This is a genomic window from Variovorax robiniae (assembly GCF_037889955.1).
GTDB classification, from domain to species: Bacteria; Pseudomonadota; Gammaproteobacteria; order Burkholderiales; family Burkholderiaceae_C; genus Variovorax; species Variovorax robiniae.
This window is the reverse complement of the sequence record NZ_JBBKZS010000001.1, coordinates 286,826-306,440: the sequence shown is the minus strand read 5'-3', so window position 1 is coordinate 306,440 and position 19,615 is coordinate 286,826. Positions and strand designations below refer to the sequence as shown.

The following is a 19,615-nucleotide window of genomic DNA, read 5'->3' as shown; positions in this document are numbered from 1 at the left end:
GCGACAGGGCTATGCTGCGTTCGATGAACGCCCCTCCCCGCCCTCGGCTGCGAAGCGTCTTGCGCGCGGTCGTCACGGCGCTGCTGGTGCCGGTGCTGCTGTTCGAGGAATGGGGCTGGGCGCCGCTGGCCGCGCTGGCCGCCCAGTTGGGCCGGCTGCCACTCTGGGCCTGGCTCGAACGCAAGGTCAGTGCACTGTCGCCGTGGGCGGCCCTGGTGGTGCTGGTCGTGCCAATGGCCGTGCTGTTTCCGGTCAAGCTGATGGCGCTGTATTTCTTCGGGCTGGGGCACTTCAAGAGCGGCTTCCTCCTGCTGATCGGCGCCAAGATTGCCGGCACGGCCATCGTCGCGCGGCTGTTCCAACTCACGCTGCCGGCGCTCATGCAACTGCCGCAGTTCGCCAAGTGGTATCCGCGCTGGAAGGACTGGAAGGACCGCGTCCTAGAGCAGGTCCGGGGAAGCGCCGCGTGGCGCGCCGTGCGGGCGTTCAGGCTGGACATGCGGCGTTGGTGGCGATCGGTGCGAGGCGGGGCCGACTGAGGCCGCCGGCCTCCGGCCCGCGCTGGTGCGCCGCTCGTGCCGGCCACTTGGCCGCTGCAAGCCGCAGGAAGCGATTTCCCCGGCAAGCGGAACCTTTCTATGTTTTATCCGGGTAATATACAATCATCGACTTTCACCCGGATAGAAAAAGAAAATGACATTTGTAGACTCTGGCGCCGCGCCGGACTCCCTGACGGCCTTCGCCGGGTTCCAGCGCATCGCCGCAGGCCCGCGCGCCGAAGTCATCGCCCAATTGCGAGGCCGCGACGACACCCAGCCCGTGTTTGTCTTCGACGACACCACCGGCGAGCCGATCGATCTCGATCTCCGGCCCGAAACCGCCTCCCAAGTCAACGCCCTGCCGGAGCCCGCACCGCGCACCGTTGGCCGCCCGAAGCTCGGCGTCGTGGCCCGCGAAGTCACGCTGCTGCCCCGCCACTGGGACTGGCTCAACCGCCAGCCAGGTGGCGCCTCGGTCGCGCTGCGCAAGCTGGTGGAGGACGCGCGCAAGGTCAACGCCGAGCGCGACACCGTGCGCGCCTCGCGCGAAGCCACCTACCGCTTCATGAGCGCCATCGCCGGGCACCTGCCCGATTTCGAGGAAGCCAGTCGAGCCCTGTTCGCCGGCGAGCAGGCGCGCTTCGAGGCGCTCGTCGCGGCCTGGCCGCAAGACGTCAAGACCCACCTTGCGCGACTCTCCGCAAACGCCTGAGTCGCCGCATGAACCAGCGCGATGAACTCGAGCCGGAAGACGTGCGCATCGCCGGTGAAGTCGTTGCGCCGCCCGCTGCCGTGGCCGATCCCGTGCCGGCGCCCGTGTCGCCGCCTGCCTCGACGCCTGCGGCGCCACCCCGGGGACGCGGCTATGTCGAAGGCAAGCCGCTCTGGAAGATCTTCGCGGCCTTCCTCGCGCCGATGCTGCTCAGCAACATCCTCCAGTCGCTGTCGGGCACGCTCAACAACATCTACGTGGGCCAGTTGATCGGCGTCGGCGCGATGGCGGCGGTGTCGAGCTTCTTCCCGGTGATGTTCTTCTTCATCGCGTTCACCATTGGGCTTGGCGCGGGTGCGTCGGTGCTGATCGGCCAAGCCTGGGGCGCGCGCGACGTCGACAAGGTCAAGACCGTGGCCGGCACCACCTTGTCGGTGGGCATTGCCTTCGGGCTGCTTATCGCGGTGTTCGGCGGCGCGTTCACGACGCATCTGCTGGAGGCGCTCGGCACGCCCGCGGACATCCTGCCGGAGGCCACGCGATATGCCCGCATCATGTTGATCGCGATGCCAGGCTTGTTCGTCTTCCTGCTGTCGACAGCGATGCTGCGCGGCGTCGGCGACACGGTGACGCCGCTGTTCACGCTGCTGGTGTCGACCGGCATCGGCCTGGTGCTGACGCCGGCGCTGATCCTCGGCTGGGGCGGGCTGCCGAAGCTCGGCGTGGCCAGCGGCGCGGCGGCGACGGTGGTGTCCTTCGTGGCATCAACGGTCTGGCTGGCGTTCCGACTGCGCTCGAAGAAGAGTCCGCTCGCGCCCGATGCCGAGTTTGCGCGGCACATGCGCATCAATCCGAAGATCCTCAAGACGGTGCTGAAGGTGGGCGTGCCGACCGGCGTGCAGATGATCGTGATCTCGCTGGCGGAAGTCGCGCTGCTGTCGCTGGTGAACGCCTATGGCTCCAACGCGACGGCCGCGTATGGCGCGGTGAACCAGATCGTGGCTTACGTGCAGTTCCCCGCCATCTCGATCGCGATCACCTCGTCGATCCTGGGCGCGCAGGCGATCGGCGCCGGCCGCTCCGACAAGCTCGGGGCCATCGCCCGCACCGGCCTGCTGATGAACCTGGTGCTGACCGGCGCGCTGGTGGTCATCGGCTACCTGTTCTCGCGCCACCTGATGGCCTTGTTCATCACGAGCGAGCCGGTGATCGAAGTGGCCCAGACGCTGCTGCACATCATGCTGTGGGGCAGCATCATCTTCGGCATGGCCTCGGTGCTGTCAGGGATCATGCGGGCCAGCGGATCGGTGCTGGTGCCGACCGGCATCGCCATCTTCTGCATCGCGCTGGTCGAGGTGCCGGTGGCGGTGTTCATGAGCCACCGCATCGGTCTCAACGGGATCTGGGTGTCGTACCCGGCGGCCTTCGTGGCGATGCTGGTGCTGCAGACGGCGTACTACCGGCTGGTATGGCGGAAGAAGACGTTCAAGCGGATGGTGTGAGCGCCGTTCGTGGTGCAGGCTTCGTCGTGGGAAACATTTCTTGGACAAAGTTGCCGAAGACGCCTAGCATCCCGGCCCCACACTCCGAGGAGGAGACGTCATGCGAATTCTGCGCTTTGCGTCCGTTGCCGCCCTTTCGTTGGCGGCCGCTTCCCTGGCCCATGCGAAATCCGAGGTTTGCCACGCGACCTCCGACAAGCAGATAGCCGCACTCTTCGACCGCTGGAATGCATCCTTGCAGACCGGCGACCCCAAGAAGGTCGTGGCGAACTACGCCACGCGGTCGATCCTGCTGCCCACGGTCTCCAACACGCCGCGGCTGACCCCGGCGGAGAAGCTGGACTACTTCGAGAAATTCCTCCAGCTCAAGCCTTTCGGCACCATTGACAGCCGCAGCATCGAGATCGACTGCAACACCGCCATCGATGCCGGCCTCTACACCTTCAAGTTGGGCGACGGCTCGATGGTCAAGGCGCGCTACACCTTCACCTACAAGTGGACCGGCAAGCAGTGGTTGATCACGAGCCACCACTCTTCCGCGATGCCCGAGAAAACCTGAAGCTCACAGTGCGGCGGCGGTGGCCTCGAGCTGCATCAGCCGCCGCGCCATGCGTCCGACGAAGTTCTGTGTGACGTGCGGCAACACGCGTTGCGTCGGCACCAGGATGCCGACCTGCAACTCGTTGAGCGCGGGTAGTTCGAAGGGCCGCCAGAGCAGTTCGCCGCGCTTGAGCTCCTCGATGAAGGCGATCTTCGAGAAGCAGGAAATGCCCTTGCCGCCCATGATCAGGCGCTTGAGCAACGGCGTGGAGTTGCAGGTGGCGGCCGGCTCCATGTCGTCCCAGAAGGCCGCGAAGTCTGGCGACAACGCGGCGCTGATCACGGGGTGTGAGCTGGAGCGCAGGAAGGGATAGGGGGCGCAGTCCTTGAGGCTCAGGCTGGCACGGTTGGCCAGTGGATGGCCCGGCGGCAGCACGATGCCAATCGGCAATTTCGCCCTGCTCATCACCTTGACGCCACCAGGCACCCGGCCCACGAAGGCCAAGCCCACGTCGGCCTGGCCCGTCATCACCAGTTGCGCGACCTCCATCGGCTGGATCGAGGTGATGGTGTATGTCACCGCGGGGAAGATTTGCAGGAACTCCTCGACCGCCGAAGGCAGCAGTTCCTCGAAGAAGGAGTCCATCGCCGCGACCTTGACGTGCCCGGTACGCTCGCCCTTGAGCGCATCGAGCTCGGTGCGCATGACCTGGAACTGGTGCAGCGTTTCCTGCGCATGCTTGAGCAGCCGCTCGCCGGCGGGGTTGAGGCGCAGGCCGGTCGGCAGGCGGTCGAACAGTTCGACGCCCAGCTCGTCTTCCAGCTTGTGGATCTGCCGGTTGACGGCGCTGGCCGCGACAAAAAGCCGCTCGGACGCCTTGCGCACCGAGCCGCAGCTCGCGACTTCAATGAAGTACTTGAGGACGCTGGCGTGCATCAGGCCGCCCTCCCCGACCGCGCGCTGTCAGGCGGCCCTGGCAATGGGAATTTCGCGCGCGATGGCGGCGTGGTCGCAGGGGACGCGGCGGCCCTCGGCACCACCGGGCGAGCCCAGGCCGCTGACGTCCTTGTCGAAGAACTCGCGGTTGATCGCCGTGAAATGGGCCAGCTCGGGCGGAAGCCTGTATTCCTCATAGATGGCCTGCACCGGGCAGGCCGATACGCAGATACCGCAGTCAATGCATTCATCCGGGTGAATGTACAGAGTGCGCGCGCCTTCGTAGATGCAATCGACCGGGCAGACTGGCACGCAGGCGCCGTCCTTGCAGTCGATGCAGGCCGTGGTGATGACGTGTGCCATGGCGTGGACCTTCAAATGATCAGGCGCGCGACTCAGCGGCCCTTCCAGACCGGCTTGCGCTTCTGCTGGAATGCCAGCACGCCTTCGTTCGAATCCTCGGACTGCAAGGCATCGACCAGTGCGGGCAGGCGCATGCCGTGGGCCTGCGTGGGCGAGAGCTGGGCGGTCTGGCGCACCACCTGCTTGATGGCCTTGAGCGACAGCGGCGCGCAGGCGAGCAACTGTTGCACCCAGCGGTCGACTGCCGCGTCGAGTTCTGCGCGCGGCACCACCTCGTTGATCAGCCCCATGTCCAGGGCACGCGCGGCCTTGATGCGCTGGCCGGTCAGCATCATGCCCATCGCCTGGCGATAGGGAATCTGGCGCTGCAGCAGCAGCATGCCGCCGTCCAATGGCAGGCGTCCGACCAGCGGCTCGGGCAGGCCGAAGCTCGCTTCCTCGCAGGCCACGACCAGGTCGCAACCCAGCACCATCTCGAAGCCGCCACCCAGCGCGAAGCCGTTGACCTTGGCGATCACCGGCACGTTGAGCGTCTCGCGCAACGCGATGCCGCCGAAGCCACCGGGTCGCGACGCGGCCCAGTACTCGACGCCCTTGAGGTTGGAGGTGTTCTTCAGGTCGGCGCCGGCGCAGAAGGAGCGCTCGCCGGTGCCGGTGAGCACCACGACGCGGATGTCGTTGCGCTTCTCGATGTCTTCCCAGATGCGGATCAGCTCGGCCTCGGTCGGCAGGTCGATCGCGTTGAGCACATCGGGGCGGTCGATGGTGACGGTCGCGACGTTGTTCGCGACCTCGTAGCGAACGCTGCTCGACGCAAGCCGCTCGCTCGGCAGTGCATGGACGGCGCTCATTGCGCCACCCCTTCCACCAGCGCACGCGCTTCCGCCAGCACTTCCTCCGTGTGCTGACCCAGCCGCGGCGGTTCGCGCCGGATGCCGGTGCTCGCGCCCGACATCTGGATCGGGCTCGCGATGAACTTCAGCGGACGGTCCGACAGTTCGGTGTCTTCGATGATCATCTTGTTGTGCAAGGTCTGCGGATCGACCAGCGCCTCGCGCATGTCGCGCACCGGCGCGGACAGCAGGTCCTGTTCTTCCAGGCGGGCGAGCCAGTATTCACGCGTGTTGCTGGCGAAGCGCTCGCGGAAAATCGCGTGCAGTTCGGCCTTGTGCTGGAACTGCGCCTGCAGGTTGGCGAAGCGCGCATCCAGCGACAGGTCGTCGATCTCCAATGCGGTGCAGATGTCGCGCAGCGGGTGCTGCTTGAAGGCGCCGACCAGCACCAGCGGGCCATTCTTCGTCTCGAAGGTGCCCGACAGCGGCATTGCGGCCCAGTTGACCTCGGAGTCCTCCATCATGATCATCGCGGCCTCCTGCATCTGCATGGCCAGCATGGAGTTGAAGAGCGAGACAGAAATCTTCTGCCCTTCGCCGGTGCGCTCGCGCTGCAGCAGCGCGAACAGGATGCCCTGCACCATGTGCATGCCGGCGGTGTAGTCGGCCAACGCGGTCGGGTAGATCGAGACGGGGATCGAATCATCGGCACGGCGCGCCATCACGCCGGTCAGCGCCTGCGCCAGCACGTCCTGGCCGCCCTTGTGGGCGTAGGGACCGGTCTCGCCAAAGCCGGTGCCGACCGCGTAGATGATGCGCGGGTTGAGGCGCTTGCAGTCCTCGTAGCCCAGGCCCAGGCGCTCCATCACGCCGGCGCGGAAGTTGTTGGTGACCACGTCGGCATCGGCGATCAGGGCCTTGACCAGGTCGACTTGTGCCGGGTCGCGCAGGTCGATCTCGACGCTGCGCTTGTTGCGGTTCAGGCTGCAGAAGATCGGGTTGTCATGCCCGGCGACCGGCGCAAAGGTCGAGCGGCTCAGGTCGCCCGCGCCCTTGCGTTCGATCTTGATCACGTCGGCGCCGTGGTCGGCCAGCATCTGGGTGCAGACCGGGCCCATCATCACCTGCGTGAAGTCGATGACGCGGACGCCCGTGAGCGGCAGGGATTGTGAAGTCATGCAGCCTCCGCGAAGGAACGGGCAATTTCAGGAACGTCGGCATTGGGGCCGACTTGGTCGCCGGGATCGGCGCCTTGGGCACGCAGCGTGCGCTGCAGCTTGGCAACATCGACGTTGCGCACCAGCACGCCGGCATCCAGCGATTGCGCCGCGGCCACGCCGGCGGCTTCGCCCATGGCCATGCAGGGCGGGATCTCACGCGAGATCTTCTGTGCTGCCGAGGTCGACGAGTAGTGGCGGCCCGCCACCAGCAGGTTGTCCACGCTGCGCGGCACCAGCGTGCGGTACGGGTAGTAGTAGTCGCGGCCACGGGCCACGCTGTCCTCGAAGCGCACGCGCTGCGCCACGTCTTCCTTCGACATGACGTACTCGCCTTCCAGCAGGCGCGTCTGGCGGATGCCGGTCTGCGGTGCGAGGTCGACCAGGAAGCAGTTCTTGAAGCCCGGCAGCTTGGCGCGGATGAACTCGATCACCTTGTGAATGGTGTTGCGGCCTTGCACTTCGGCGCGGGTCAGGTCAGCCACCTTGAGGCCGTCGAGGCCGGCCATGTGCGGGCAGTTGCACCACACGACGCCGGGCAGCGGCGTCTTGAGCCACCAGCTGTCCCAGGCGCCGCCGAGGATGTGCTTGACCTCGCGGTCGATGGCCTGGAAGGCGGCGGGCTCTTCGTACTCGAAGCGCTCGGCTTCGTCGGTGTCGACGCCACCGAGGCGGAACACGGTCGTGACGATGTAGGCGCCGCTGATGTGCGGTGCGCCGGCCGATGCGGCCACGTCGAGGTCGCCGGTGGCATCGATCACCACCTTGCCGAGGATCGCTTCACGGCCGCTCTTGGATTCGCAGACCACGCCCTTGACCTTGCCGTCTTCCACCAGCGTGCGCGAGAACCAGGAATGCAGGCGCAGGTTGATGCCGGCCTGGTTGACCATCTCCAGCGAAGCGCGCTTGAACGCATCCGGGTCGAAGGCGGCAGCGAAGCAGATGGGATGCGGCTTCTCCTTGCTGTGGAAGTCGAAGGTGCCCCAGCGCTTCCAGCGGCGCACGGATTCGGGCAGCGAGCCCCACTCGTGCTGCTTGGGGTATTCGGCCAGGCCGCGGGCGGCCATGCGGTCGATCATCTCCATGCAGATGCCGCGCACCGAGATCTCCTGCTGGTGGTTGTCCCACATGTCGTCGAGCACCAGCACCATGCCGCCCGATGCGAGGCCACCCAGGTGGTTGTAGCGTTCCAGCAGCGTGACGCTCGCGCCATTGCGTGCTGCGGCCAGTGCCGCGGCCTGGCCAGCGGGGCCACCGCCGACAACGACCACGTCCGATTCGGCTGCCACACGAATGTCGTGCGCAGGCTCTTGCATCCAGTCACCAATACGGCTCATAGGAATCTCCAGTTGATATGTCGAGGTGGGCGGCGCGTGTTGGTTGAGCTGCCGCCCTGTTGTGCACGTTCAGTGCGATGCGTCTTCGGGATGCCAGCGGATGATCAGTCGCTCGGCCACGGTGACGAGAAGGAAGAACAGTCCTGACAAGGTCGCACTCATCACGATCGCGGCATAGAGCAGCGGCGAATCGAAGTTGAAGGTGGCCTGCAGGATCATGGCGCCGATGCCGACCGTGGCACCCACCCATTCACCGACCACCGCGCCGATCACGCACATCGAGGCCGCGATGCGCAGCGCCGAGAACAGGTACGGCAGCGCATTCAGCAAGCGCAGGCGGAAGAAGATCTCCGTCTTGCTGGCCGACAGCACGCGCATCAACTCCATCGCCTGCGGGTTGACCGATTCCAGCCCGCGCACCATGTTCACCAGCGTCGGGAAGAAGCACACCAGCGCGGCAATCGTGATCTTCGGCTCCATGCCGTTGCCCATGATCAGCACCAGCACCGGGGCCTTGGCCACGAGCGGGATCGCGTTGAACATCAGCACGACGGGGAAGAAGATGTCCTGCAGCGTCTTGTTGTGCACGAAGATCGTCGCGATGGTGATCGCTGCCAGGTTGCCCAGCAGGAAGCCGCCGGCCGCTTCGAGCGCCGTGGGGATCAGGTTGTCGAGCAGCACCGCGCGCTTGGCGTAGAGCGTCTCGACCACCGCCCAGGGCGATGGCGCGATGAAGGGCTTGACGTCGAAGATCGCGATCACCGCCCACCACAAGGCGAGCAGGCCACCGATGCCGAGGGCAGGCAGGATGCGGCGGCGCCACATGCGGCGGCGGCGGGCCGCGGCCCACTTCATGTATTCGGCGTCGACGGGCGTCTGGTTCAGCACGGCCACCGGCGTATCGAGGGAACTGGTTGTCATGGTGGCGGCCTCAGCAGGTTTCCAGCACGCGGCGCAGGTGCCCCGTGAGTTGCACGAATTCCGGCGTCTCGCGGATGTCGAGCGTGCGGTCTTCGGGCAGGTTGACCGGCACGATCTCGCGCACACGGCCCGGGTTGGCGGCCAGCATCAGCACGCGCTGGCCGAGGAAGGCGGCCTCGTGGATGCTGTGCGTCACGAAGAGGATGGTCACGCCGGTCTCTTTCCAGACCTTGCGGATTTCCTCGTTGAGCCGGTCGCGCGTGATCTCGTCGAGGGCGCCGAAGGGCTCGTCCATCAGCAGGATCTTCGGGTCGCTGGCCAGCGCGCGGGCGATGGAGACGCGTTGGCGCTGGCCACCGGACATCTCATGCGGCCAGGCATTGGCGCGGTCCTTGAGGCCGACCAGCTCAAGCAGTTCCTGCGGTGAACGGCGGCCCTTGCGGCTGGCGCCCTTGCCCACTTGCAGCGGCAGCTCGACGTTCTGCAAGGCAGTGCGCCAGGGCAGCAAGGCGGCATCCTGGAACACGAAGCCGATGTCGCGCTTTTCGCGTGCGGCTTGCGGCGTGCCCGAGAGCACCTCGATCTTGCCGCGGCTCGGTTCCAGCAGGTCGGCGACGACGCGCAGGAAGGTGGACTTGCCGCAGCCCGAGGGCCCGAGCAGCGTCAGGAACTCGCCCTGCGCCACGTCGAGGTCGAGGCTCTTGATGGCGGTGACATCGCGGCGCTCGGTGAAGAAGCGCATGCCGATGTCACGGCAGCTGATCGCCGGTGCGGCGTTCATGACTGCGCTCATGCTCAGGCCACCTTCGTCCGCGCAGCGGCGGTTGCCTTCAGCGCATCCAGCGAGATCACTTCTTCCAGCTTCGGCGTCTTCGCGGTGAACTGGCCGAGCTCCGAATACGTCGTGATCTGCGATTGCCAGACGGCCGGGTCCATCGTGCCCCAGCCCTGGGTCTGCGCCATGCCGCCCAGCGCGTACTCGAGCATCACGTCGATGGCGACGCGCTCGTCCTCGCGCTTGAGGTTCGGATATTCCTTGATGAGCAAGTCGGCGGCTTCGTCGCGGTTGGCCTTGACATGGTTCCAGCCGCGCGAGGTGGCGCGCAGGAAGGCTTCGACGACCTTGGATTGCTTTTCAAGCGTCGCGTGGGTCGCGTAGTACGGCAGCGCATAGAGCTGCACGCCGGCATCCCACAGGGTCAGGTCGACACGGCCGGGGCCGAGCGCCTTCAACGCGGTGGTGCTGGTGAGCCAGCCGGTAACGACATCGACCTGGCCCGTCAGCAGCGGCGCCATGTCGGAGCCGACGGTGACCACGGTCACGTCCTTCTCGGCGATCTTGTTCTTGGCCAGCAGGGCGCGCAGCAGGATGGCCGCGGTGGACGGAATGCCGACCTTCTTGCCGACCAGGTCCTGCGGCTTCTTCACCGGGTTCTTGGCCAGGGAGAAGAAGGTGAAGGGGTGCTTCTGGGCACCGACGGCGAAGCACTTGATCGGCAGGCCCTGCGACACGGCCAGCATCACGGACGGGCTGGACGATACCTGCCCCACCTCGTAGCGGCCGGAGGCCACGATGGCCACGCCGTCGATGTTCGGGCCGCCGGGCTGGATGGCGAAGTCGATGCCTTCCTGCTCGTAGAAGCCCAGGCGCTTGGCGACCACCTCCCCGACCTGGTTCACACTGGGAATCCAGCCGAGCTGCATGTTGATCTTCGCCTTGCCCTGCGCGAAGGCATCGATCGACAGGAAACCGCCGGCCGACAGGCCTCCGGCAACGAGGGAGCTCTTGAGGAGACTGCGGCGACGGAGGTCGCAAACGTGGGCCATGGCGGGAACCTTTCGATGAGTGCTTGCGGGTGAATGCGGCAACTGCGGTGTCTCGTTGGCCGGGGGCTTCGAGCACCAGTGAGGCGAATGTAAGAACGTGGTGGCGGTGCTGCCAAGCACCGTTTTTCGCAACGGGCGATCTAAAAATTGGATCGCCTTGAGGCCTGACGGACGGCCAAATCGGCAGGCTGTCACTTGGAAAGCCGTGTGAAAAAAGTCATATGCACGGTACCGTCCAAAAAGCGGCTGAACGCATGCCTTTGCGGGTAAACGCCTAGGGCGCCGACACCCGTCGCGCGCTCAAGGCAAGCTGCGATCCAGCGGCTGGCCAGACAGTTGCGCGACCTGCGCGATGGCCGCTTCGACGACGGACGTGTCGTCCAGCTTCGAAGCCAGCGCCAGGACGAGGCGTGCAAGCACCGCGGCCTGCTGCTCCGCGGGCATGCCGTGCGTGAGCGCGATCAGCGATTCGAGCAGGTCGTCAAGCTGTTGCTGGGTGCTGGGCATGGGAGGGTTCCGTGCTGGAGGGCATACAGGGTGCAAGTGCCTGGGCGAGATCGAAGGCCGCATCGTGCGCGCGGCGTGTCGCGATGTGCTGGTCAGGCCGGATCAGCCATGCCTGGCCGCTGGCGGCCGACACGCCAAGCTGGCGTTGCAGCGCGGCGCGTCCGGCGTCGTCGCAATGCGGGCCCACTGCGGCCACATGGACCATCGGATGAACGCAAGAGATCGCGCTGTCCGAAAAGCAGAGCAACGTGAACCACGGACCCAGCAAGCGATGCAGGCTGGCGCCATTCTGGTGCAGCACCACATCGGGCAAGGCAGCACCGCCTTCGTCCTGGACCAGCGGCGAATCGCGCCCATACACCGCAGGCGCCGACAGCCTCCCCGTGTTGATCAAGCGTGCCGCCCAGGGCAGCGACGGCGCCAGGGCCATGATCGCGTCGCGCCAGAGCTGCATCGATTCGAGTCCGCGCGGATAGACGAAGCGCGACGACCGCCGCGCCTGCCGGATGTTTTCCAGGGCCGCCGCGCGCCGCTCCTGCGAATAGCTGTCGAGCAGGCCGGCGGCCACGCCCTGCCCCACCACCATCGCCAGCTTCCAGCCAAGGTTGTCCGCATCCTGCACGCCGCCATTGCCGCCACGCGCGCCAAAGGGCGCGACCAGATGCGCCGCGTCGCCCGCGAACAGTACGCGGCCGTGGCGCATCGATTCGAGGCATTCGTGCCGATAGGCCCACGCCCCCGACCATGCGACCTCGAAGGCGATCTCGTCGCCAACCAGTGCGCGCACCCTTCGGCGCATCGCCGCGGGCGTGGCGGCGTCGTGCGGGTCCTCGCCTTCGGTGAGCTGGAAGTCGAGGCGCCAGGTGTCGTCGGCCATCTTGTGGCGCCACACGGCGCGGCCGTTGTTGGCGCTGGCATCGAGCCAGGTCCAGCGCTCCTCGGGCCAGGTGCAGTCGCCCAGCAGCGTCACGTCGATGATGATCCAGTGGTCCTCGGTGCGGTCGTACACCTTGGGCGCCAGGCCAAGCAGCTTGCGGCATGGACTGGCGCCGCCGTCGCACGCGATGACCCAGTCGGCTTGCAGCGCATAGTCGCCCTCGGGTGTACGCACCTGCAACTCGGCATGCGTGTCATGGACTTGCAGGCCGACGACTTCATTGCGCCAGCGCAGGTCGGCCAGCGACTCGGCTTGCAGGGCTTGGACGAGGTATTGCTCGACGTAGTACTGCTGCAGGTTGGCGAACCCGTTGTGGCGCAGGTCGGGCTGGTCCTGCAGCGTGAAGGAGGTGACCGGCTTGTCCGCGCACAGCACGCGCCCCACGTTCCAGCGCACGCCCTTGGCCACGATGCGCGGCGCGACACCCAGGCGCTCGAAGATGTCCAACGTGCGTTGCGCCCAGACGATGCCGCGCGAAGCCAGGCCGCGCACGCCGACGGTGTCGTCGTCGTCCAGCAGCACCACCGGGACGCCACGCCGCACCAGGTCGAGTGCCAGCGTGAGCCCGGTCAGCCCACCGCCCACCACCACGACCGGACGTCGAGGCGACGGTGCGCCATCGAGTTCTGCGGGACGGCGGAAGGGGTAGCGCGGCAACTGGTACATCAGCGGCACTCTATGGAGCCGGCACGGCCTTGTCTGTCCATGCAAACGAGGACTTTCCTCCGGCGGCATCCCTCTTCCGATCCCGCATCGATGGCGGCCGGCCCGAAGCCTCGGAAACCTGAAACAATTTCCGCCAATGACGATGAAGCCCCTCCTCCTCGCGGCAATGGCAGGCCTGCTGGCCTTGCTGCAGGGTTGTGCCTCCTTGCCGCCGGTGGTCGACCGCACGCCGGTGCTCGCCATTCCGGCCAGCAGCCAGGACACCCTCGGCCGCATCGCGGCGCAAAGCGTGCCCGCGGGCAAGGGCTCCGGCTTCAGGCCCCTGCCGCTGAGCGCCTGGTCGATGGACGCGCGCCTCGCTTTGGTGCGCAAGGCGCGGACCAGCCTCGACATCCAGTACTACCTGCTGCAGAACGACCTCAGCGGCCATGCGCTGGTGCGGGCCGTGCGCGATGCGGCCTTGCGCGGCGTGCGGGTGCGCCTGCTGGTGGACGATCTCTACACCGACAACACCGACCACCTGCTGGCCGCCTTGTCCGCCTACCCGAACGTGGAGGTGCGCCTGTTCAATCCGTTCCCGACGGGGCGGCCCTGGCAATTGACGCGCTGGATCCTGGCGGCTGGCGATTTCTCGCGCCTCAACCACCGCATGCACAACAAGCTGCTGATCGCCGACGGCGCCTTTGCCATCGCGGGCGGGCGCAACATCGCGGACGAATACTTCTTCAACAGCAAGGGCGGCAACTTCGTCGATTTCGACCTGCTGGTCGCCGGCGACGCCGTGCCCCGCCTGGCCACCATCTTCGACAGCTACTGGAACAGCCCGCGCGTCTTCCCGCTGCATTCCGTGGAGCCGCGGCGCAAGGACCCGCAGGCCCTGCGGGACGACTTCGAGCGACTGACGGCGGACGCCGCCTCCGCGTTCCCGAGTCCGCCACCCGACGCGCAAGATCTGGTCGGCTACCACCCGCTCGGCGCCGACCTGGAGCGGCCACCGCTCAAGCTGCTCTACGGACGCATCGACGCTTTCGCCGACGACCCCGAAAAGGTCAGCGGGCGCGCGGCCCGCGGCGACGACGTCACCACGGTCATGTCCCGCGTCCTCCGGACCCTCAGCGAAGCCAAGGCCGAGGTGGTGCTGGGCTCGCCCTACTTCATTCCCGGCAAGCTCGGCATGGACGGGATGCGCGAAGCGCTGCAGCACGAGGTGCGCGTCGAGGTCATGACCAACTCGATGGCCTCCAACGACGAGCCCTTCACCAGCGCCGCCTATGCGCGCTACCGCGTCGACATGCTGAAGATGGGCGTCGACCTGTTCGAGGTCGACTCCAGCCAGCTCAAGAACGACTCGCTCATCAGCGCGGCATTGCATGCCAGCATCGGCCGCTCGCATTCCAAGCTGATCGTGTTCGACCGGGAGACGACCTTCGTCGGCTCGATGAACCTGGACCTGCGCTCCTCGCGCATCAACACCGAGCTGGGCATGCTGGTCCATTCGCCAGAACTCGCCGAACAGGTCCTCACCCTCGCGGACCGTGTGCGCGACACGGGCAGCTACCGGCTGCGGTTGAAGCAACCGGGCGACCGGGTGCAGTGGATCGGCGTGGTGAACGGCGTCGAAAGGGTCTACGACAGCGAGCCTGGCGTGGACTGGGGCACGCGACTGCAGTTGCTGCTGCTGTTCCCGTTTGTCAGCGAGAGCCTGTTGTAGCTTTCCATCGGCAGGACAACGGCGGAGCCTGGAGTCCAAACGCGGATGTTTGAGCGACACTGCAATCCTCATGATGTTTGCTCTTCTCCTGATCGCCGGACTTTGGGCAGGCCTCCAGAACGCGCTCGCAGGCGGCGGTTCGTTCATCACCTTGCCCGCCCTCATCCTCTCGGGCATGTCACCGCTCGCCGCCAACATCACCTCCACCGTTGCACTATTTCCGGGGCAGGTGACATCAGGGTTTTCCGGACGGCGCCTGGTATCGGGGGCGGGAAAGCTTTCGTTCAAGGCGCTGTTCATCATCAGCGTTGCGGGCGGCGCCGTGGGTGGCCTGCTGTTGCTCAACACGCCGTCCAGCATCTTTGCGCGCCTGGTGCCATGGTTGGTGCTGTTCGCCACGATCGTTTTCGCGTGGGGCAGCTTTCTGCGCAAGCCGGTGGAAGACGGCGCGCACATCGGGCCCGGCGCCGCTGGCGTGCTGCAATTCCTGATCGCGATCTATGGGGGCTACTTCGGCGGCGGTATCGGCTTCCTGATGATGGCGGCGCTCACGATGGCGGGACTGCAGACACGCGCTGCGGCGGCCACCAAGAATGTGTTGGCGGGCGTGATGAATGCCTCGGCGGTCCTGCTGTTCGTTACGTCGCCGGAGGTCCGCTGGCCGCAAGCCTTCGCCTTGGGTGCGGGCGCCATCATCGGCGGCTTGCTGGGCGCCTGGGCGCTTCATCGCGTCAACGAGAAGGCGCTGCGCGTTGCTGTCGTTTGCATCGGCGTCGCGCTCACCATCGGGCTGTTCCTCAAGCCGGTCTAGAAACTCCACAGGTGTCACCAGCCACGCAAGAATGAGTGCAGCAGATTTTCTTTTGGCGCCCGAGGTGCAAAAGCTCTTGAGGGTCCTCTACTCGGCACCCGGACAGCCGTTCTCGACGAGCGAGCTTGCCCAGCGCTCCAGCCTCGACACAGCGGACGTATCGCGTACCCTGGAGCACCTGGTCAAGAGTGGCATCCTGAGGACGAACAGGCCGAAGTCGGGCTTGCCCGAGACCGTCGAGGTCGATCGTTCGTTTGTGTTCCACGACGAGTTGCGCAGCATCGCGCTGAAGTCGTTCGCCGCTGCAGAACCCATTCGGGCCATGCTGCGCTCCAGGTTCAAGGAGTCGGTCCTGCGCGCTTTCGTGCTGGGAGAGGACGAGGACGCCAACGTCGAGTTGTTGATCGTGCATGGCGAACTGGTGCCCGACAAGACAGCGATGACGATCGCTTGCGAGAAGCTTTCGAAGACCCTTGGCCGGCATCTGCAGGTGCACGTCATGTCGGACGCCAGGTTCAAGAACTTGAAGCCGCAAGACTCACTCGCGGCGAAGCTTTCGGCGCCTTCGGCGCACGAGATCATCACGATTGGAGCGACCAAGGCAAAGTTGCCCGCCGAGCCGGCCGGCCTGATTCAAAGCGCAAAGAGGAAGCTGGCGAAGCTTTGCGGCCCGGCCGCGTGAACATGCATGTCAAGCTCACGGCGAGACAACGAGAGGGCACGCCAGGAGTGATCAAGCCCGGGGCCAGGAGCGAACGCAGCAGGACGCATGCTGTCACCGAATTGCCCGACTGTGCGGCGGCGGACGGCTAAGCTCGCGAGACCCTTTCAACCGTACTCCGCCAGCATGACCTTCCGAATCCCCGCCCCCGTCTCTTCCATCGCCCTCGCCTGCACGTTGGCCCTTGGCACCACCGCCGCGCAAGCCGCACCCGACGCCAAGCTGCTCGCCGCCGCAGAGAAGGCGCAGCCCGCCCTCATCGAGAACCTCAAGGAAATGGTGCTCGTCGAATCTGGCAGCCTCAACGCCGAAGGCCTGCTGAAGATGGCCGACATCACCGACGGCCGCCTCAAGGCGATGGGCTTCAAAACGGAGCGCATCAAGACCACGATCGGCACGCCGGCCGAGATCGTCCTCGGCACGATGAAGGGCACCGGCAAGCGCAAGATCATGCTGCAGGCCCACATGGACACGGTGTACCCGGCCGGCATCCTGCAGACCCAGGGCTACAGGGTCGACGGCAACCGCATCTACGGCCCTGGCATCGCCGACGACAAGGGCGGCATCGCCGTCATCCTGGCGTCCTTGAAGATTCTCGTGGACGCGGGCTGGAAGGACTTCGACACGCTCACCGTGCTCTTCAACACCGACGAGGAAGTCGGCTCGCGCGCATCGGGCGAACTCATCGCCACCACGGGCGAACAGCAGGACTACGTGATGTCCTTCGAGCCCACCGCCGCCAAGTCCGTGGCCAAGGGCGAGGCGCTGCTGCTGGGCGCTGCCGGCACCGCGTCGGCCACGATGGATGTGAAGGGCCGGGCCGCACACGCCGGTGCCGCGCCCGAGCTCGGACGCAACGCGCTGTACGAACTTTCTTACCAGTTGCTGCAGACCAAGGACCTGGCCAAGGACATTCCCGGCGTGACGCTCAACTGGACCGTGGCCAAGGCCACCGGCCCGAGCAACCAGATCACCGAGAAGGCCCAGGCGATCGGCGACATCCGCATCACGCAACCCGGTGCCGAGAAGAAACTCGACGCGGCCGTCCAGGCCAAGATCGCCAGCGGCAAGCTGATCCCCGACACCGAGACCACCGTGAAGATCGAGACCAATCGCCCCGCCTTCCTGGCCGGCGACAAGGGCCTGGCGATGGCGAAGAAGGGGCAGGAGATCTACAAGGAACTCGACCGCGAACTCGCGCTCGCACCCATGACCGGCGGCGCCACCGACGCAGGCTTCGCTGGTCGTTCAGGCAAGCCCGCGGTAGTAGAGAGCTTCGGCCTTGCGGGCTTCGGATACCACGCACGCGACGAATACATCGAAGTCGATTCGATCGTCCCGCGCATCTACCTGGCCACTCGGATGCTGCAGGAATTGGCGAAGTAGTCCCGCAGCCGAGCGCGCCGCCGCAGGCGCGCGGAGGCCGGGTCGTCACCGAGCGGCCACGCATCAACGAACGGACCCGCCAATGCAAAAAGCCGCCCGAAAGCGGCTTTTCAACGGATCAAAGAGAAACGCGGGAGAAGGTGCGAAGATTTCGTAGCGAGGGCGCCGAGGTTGGGTTGAGCACCGCAGCCGTACTCCAGTACGGCGAGGAGCGCAGGCCCAAGATCGGCGTCCGCAGTAGAAAGATTCGCTCCTTCTCAGCCTTTGATGGCTTCGTCGAGGGCCTTGCAGGAAGGCGCGCAAACAGCTTGGGACTTGCCGAGCAGCCGCTTCATCTGCAGCGAGGCGCGGGCGCGGTGCTTGCCGCACATGTAGCAGGACATCGTGCTGCCGCCAAACGACGACACTTCGGCATAAGGCGAGCCCGAGGGCTTGGATTTGTAGCGGAGTCCGCCTTCGATCACGGCTGTTTTGCTGTCAGCTTTTGCCATCTATGGTTTCCAGGGTTCAGGGGGAGGCGTCAGGGCGCGAGGGCGTGGATTGGGGTGTTTTCAAGTGCGGGAGCCCCAACCAGGGAACCCCCGATGATACCCTTCCCGCGAATTTCCGACCGGAGGGCCGGGCCGTTGCCGAGAGACTACAAGGTCTTTGCCGTCTATTTTCCGGTCGCCTCGGGCGGACGAATCCAGCGCCAGGCGCTGAATGCGCTGAGCAGCGCCAGGGCCGCACCGATGCCCATGATCCAGCGAAAACCGGCCGCAAAGCCCGTCTTGAATGCCATCGAACCATCCGCCGGGTGGGCGCCGGAGGCCAGCGCCATGACCACGCCGAACACCGCGATCGCCAGCACCGCAGCCGTCCGGGACACGGCGTTGTTCACGCCCGAAGCCGTGCCGGCGAGTTCCGCGCCGACCGAGTTCATGACCGTGGTCGTGAGCGGCGCCACCGTCACCGTCATCCCGAAACCCAGCACCAGCACGCCGGGCAGAAAAGCCGCCCAGTAGCTCGACCCCACGCCCGGCAGCGCCGCCAGCAAGCCGAACCCGCATGCCGCGATGGCCGGCCCGATGACCAGCGGCATGCGCGGCCCGAAACGGTCGACCAGTTGCCCGGCCCAGCCTGACAGCAGGAACATCAGCAGGATGAACGGCAGCAGCGCCGCGCCCGCCACCGTGGCCGAATAGCCCTGGACCTGGATCAGGTTGAGCGGCATGAAATAAAGACCGCCGCCCAGCGCGGCATAGAGAAACAGCGTCAGCAGGTTGGCCGCGCTGAAATTGGCGATGCGAAAGAGCCCCAAGGGAAGCATCGGCGCGGCACTCCGCTGCTCCACCTTCACGAAAGCCACGCCTGCCCCAATTCCCAGCACCAGCGCGACGCACACCGGCGCAGCGCCCCACCCTTGCGTCGGCGCCTCGATGAAGGCGTAGACGATGCCGCCCAGTGCCACGGTCGCCAGCACGCCACCGGGCCAATCGACAGGGCTCGTGGTGTCGGGCCCGTGGCTTTCCGGCACCTGCCACCACACCAGCAGGAGCACCAGCGCGGCCATCGGCAGGTTGATGAGAAAGGCCCAGACCCAGGAATAGTTGTCCACCAGCCAGCCGCCCAGCACCGGCCCGATGGCGGCCGTGATGCCGCTGAAACCCGACCAGGTGCCGATCGCCTTGCCACGCTCCTTCTCGGGAAAGGCCGCGCTGATCAGGGCCAGGCTGCCCGGTACCAGCAAAGCGGCCCCGATACCCTGCACCGCCCGGGCGGCGATCAGGTGCTGCACTTCGGTGCCCAGCGCACAAGTCGCAGATGCGGCGGCAAACACCGCGACGCCACAGGCAAACATGCGGCGGCGCCCGAAGCGGTCGCCCAGCGCGCCGCCGACCAGCAGCAGCGCGGCCAGGAACAGCGCATAGGCCTCGACCACCCACTGCACTTGGAACGGCGTGGCCCGGAGGTCGCGCTGGATGGCAGGCAACGCAACGTTGACCACGGTGCCATCGACGAAGGCCATGCTGGAACCGATGATCGCCGCCACCAGCACCCATTTCCGGGCGCTTTCCGGGCAAGGAACGGCAGGTGGCGCGGCCCGGATCAGCGAGTCATCGCAAGGCGCCTTGCCGAATCCGGTCATGGCTGACTACCGCCAGCGCT

20 protein-coding genes are annotated in these 19,615 nt (G+C 66.3%); 8 read left to right on the top strand and 12 right to left on the bottom strand.

What is annotated here, in order from left to right; all coding sequences use genetic code 11:
- Nucleotides 1-23 precede the first annotated feature (23 nt).
- From WKW79_RS01290 to WKW79_RS01275, 4 genes are all read left to right on the top strand, one after another.
- Nucleotides 24-539, top strand: a complete 516-nt coding sequence (locus WKW79_RS01290) for a hypothetical protein (RefSeq protein ID WP_340333286.1) — start codon at nucleotides 24-26, stop codon at nucleotides 537-539.
- A 154-nt stretch (nucleotides 540-693) separates the two neighbouring features.
- Nucleotides 694-1,251: a DUF2239 family protein gene (locus tag WKW79_RS01285; RefSeq protein ID WP_340333285.1), complete on the top strand. Its 558-nt coding sequence runs from the start codon at nucleotides 694-696 to the stop codon at nucleotides 1,249-1,251.
- 203 nt (nucleotides 1,252-1,454) lie between these two features.
- Nucleotides 1,455-2,753, top strand: a complete 1,299-nt coding sequence (locus tag WKW79_RS01280; protein WP_340333828.1) for an MATE family efflux transporter — start codon at nucleotides 1,455-1,457, stop codon at nucleotides 2,751-2,753.
- 100 nt (nucleotides 2,754-2,853) lie between these two features.
- Nucleotides 2,854-3,312 carry a DUF4440 domain-containing protein gene (locus tag WKW79_RS01275; RefSeq protein WP_340333284.1) on the top strand — a complete coding sequence of 153 codons (459 nt, stop codon included), beginning with the start codon at nucleotides 2,854-2,856 and terminating at the stop codon, nucleotides 3,310-3,312.
- 3 nt (nucleotides 3,313-3,315) lie between these two features.
- Here the strand turns inward: WKW79_RS01275 and WKW79_RS01270 are convergent, their stop codons facing one another.
- The 10 genes from WKW79_RS01270 to WKW79_RS01225 all read right to left on the bottom strand — a co-directional run bounded on the left by WKW79_RS01270 (nucleotide 3,316) and on the right by WKW79_RS01225 (nucleotide 12,838).
- Nucleotides 3,316-4,230 carry a LysR family transcriptional regulator gene (locus tag WKW79_RS01270; RefSeq protein WP_340333283.1) on the bottom strand — a complete coding sequence of 305 codons (915 nt, stop codon included), beginning with the start codon at nucleotides 4,228-4,230 and terminating at the stop codon, nucleotides 3,316-3,318.
- A 27-nt stretch (nucleotides 4,231-4,257) separates the two neighbouring features.
- On the bottom strand, nucleotides 4,258-4,593 hold the full coding sequence (locus WKW79_RS01265) for a 4Fe-4S dicluster domain-containing protein (protein ID WP_340333282.1): 336 nt from the start codon (nucleotides 4,591-4,593) through the stop codon (nucleotides 4,258-4,260).
- Nucleotides 4,594-4,625: 32 nt separating this feature from the next.
- Complete coding sequence (locus WKW79_RS01260) at nucleotides 4,626-5,444, bottom strand: enoyl-CoA hydratase-related protein (protein ID WP_340333281.1); 819 nt, start codon at nucleotides 5,442-5,444, stop codon at nucleotides 4,626-4,628.
- The gene (locus WKW79_RS01255) at nucleotides 5,441-6,604 is read right to left on the bottom strand and encodes a CaiB/BaiF CoA transferase family protein (protein ID WP_340333280.1); all 1,164 of its coding nucleotides are present in this window, start codon (nucleotides 6,602-6,604) and stop codon (nucleotides 5,441-5,443) included. Before WKW79_RS01255 ends, WKW79_RS01260 begins: the two co-directional genes overlap by 4 nt.
- The gene (locus tag WKW79_RS01250; RefSeq protein WP_340333279.1) at nucleotides 6,601-7,980 is read right to left on the bottom strand and encodes an FAD-dependent oxidoreductase; all 1,380 of its coding nucleotides are present in this window, start codon (nucleotides 7,978-7,980) and stop codon (nucleotides 6,601-6,603) included. The genes WKW79_RS01255 and WKW79_RS01250 overlap by 4 nt, the downstream gene beginning before the upstream one ends.
- Before the next feature lie 69 nt (nucleotides 7,981-8,049).
- A complete protein-coding gene (locus WKW79_RS01245; RefSeq protein WP_340333278.1) occupies nucleotides 8,050-8,901 on the bottom strand; it encodes an ABC transporter permease in 852 nt (283 codons plus the stop codon).
- A 10-nt stretch (nucleotides 8,902-8,911) separates the two neighbouring features.
- The gene (locus tag WKW79_RS01240) at nucleotides 8,912-9,694 is read right to left on the bottom strand and encodes an ABC transporter ATP-binding protein (protein ID WP_340333277.1); all 783 of its coding nucleotides are present in this window, start codon (nucleotides 9,692-9,694) and stop codon (nucleotides 8,912-8,914) included.
- Between the two features lie 2 nt (nucleotides 9,695-9,696).
- Nucleotides 9,697-10,728 carry an ABC transporter substrate-binding protein gene (locus tag WKW79_RS01235; RefSeq protein WP_340333276.1) on the bottom strand — a complete coding sequence of 344 codons (1,032 nt, stop codon included), beginning with the start codon at nucleotides 10,726-10,728 and terminating at the stop codon, nucleotides 9,697-9,699.
- Nucleotides 10,729-11,028: 300 nt separating this feature from the next.
- Nucleotides 11,029-11,235: a DUF2783 domain-containing protein gene (locus WKW79_RS01230; protein WP_340333275.1), complete on the bottom strand. Its 207-nt coding sequence runs from the start codon at nucleotides 11,233-11,235 to the stop codon at nucleotides 11,029-11,031.
- The gene (locus WKW79_RS01225) at nucleotides 11,210-12,838 is read right to left on the bottom strand and encodes an FAD-dependent oxidoreductase (RefSeq protein WP_340333274.1); all 1,629 of its coding nucleotides are present in this window, start codon (nucleotides 12,836-12,838) and stop codon (nucleotides 11,210-11,212) included. Before WKW79_RS01225 ends, WKW79_RS01230 begins: the two co-directional genes overlap by 26 nt.
- Nucleotides 12,839-12,980: 142 nt before the next feature.
- On the opposite strand from WKW79_RS01225, the gene WKW79_RS01220 reads away from it, so the two are divergent.
- From WKW79_RS01220 to WKW79_RS01205, 4 genes are all read left to right on the top strand, one after another.
- Complete coding sequence (locus tag WKW79_RS01220) at nucleotides 12,981-14,549, top strand: phospholipase D family protein (RefSeq protein WP_340333273.1); 1,569 nt, start codon at nucleotides 12,981-12,983, stop codon at nucleotides 14,547-14,549.
- A 73-nt stretch (nucleotides 14,550-14,622) separates the two neighbouring features.
- Nucleotides 14,623-15,360 (top strand): sulfite exporter TauE/SafE family protein, encoded by a 738-nt coding sequence (locus tag WKW79_RS01215; protein WP_340333827.1) that lies wholly within the window; start codon nucleotides 14,623-14,625, stop codon nucleotides 15,358-15,360.
- Between the two features lie 52 nt (nucleotides 15,361-15,412).
- Complete coding sequence (locus tag WKW79_RS01210; RefSeq protein WP_340333272.1) at nucleotides 15,413-16,042, top strand: hypothetical protein; 630 nt, start codon at nucleotides 15,413-15,415, stop codon at nucleotides 16,040-16,042.
- A 165-nt stretch (nucleotides 16,043-16,207) separates the two neighbouring features.
- The gene (locus tag WKW79_RS01205) at nucleotides 16,208-17,467 is read left to right on the top strand and encodes a glutamate carboxypeptidase (protein ID WP_340333271.1); all 1,260 of its coding nucleotides are present in this window, start codon (nucleotides 16,208-16,210) and stop codon (nucleotides 17,465-17,467) included.
- 257 nt (nucleotides 17,468-17,724) lie between these two features.
- On the opposite strand, the gene WKW79_RS01200 is transcribed toward WKW79_RS01205, so the two are convergent.
- Nucleotides 17,725-17,958 (bottom strand): hypothetical protein, encoded by a 234-nt coding sequence (locus tag WKW79_RS01200; RefSeq protein ID WP_213955792.1) that lies wholly within the window; start codon nucleotides 17,956-17,958, stop codon nucleotides 17,725-17,727.
- Between the two features lie 164 nt (nucleotides 17,959-18,122).
- The gene (locus WKW79_RS01195; protein WP_340333270.1) at nucleotides 18,123-19,595 is read right to left on the bottom strand and encodes an MFS transporter; all 1,473 of its coding nucleotides are present in this window, start codon (nucleotides 19,593-19,595) and stop codon (nucleotides 18,123-18,125) included.
- Nucleotides 19,596-19,615: the final 20 nt, after the last annotated feature.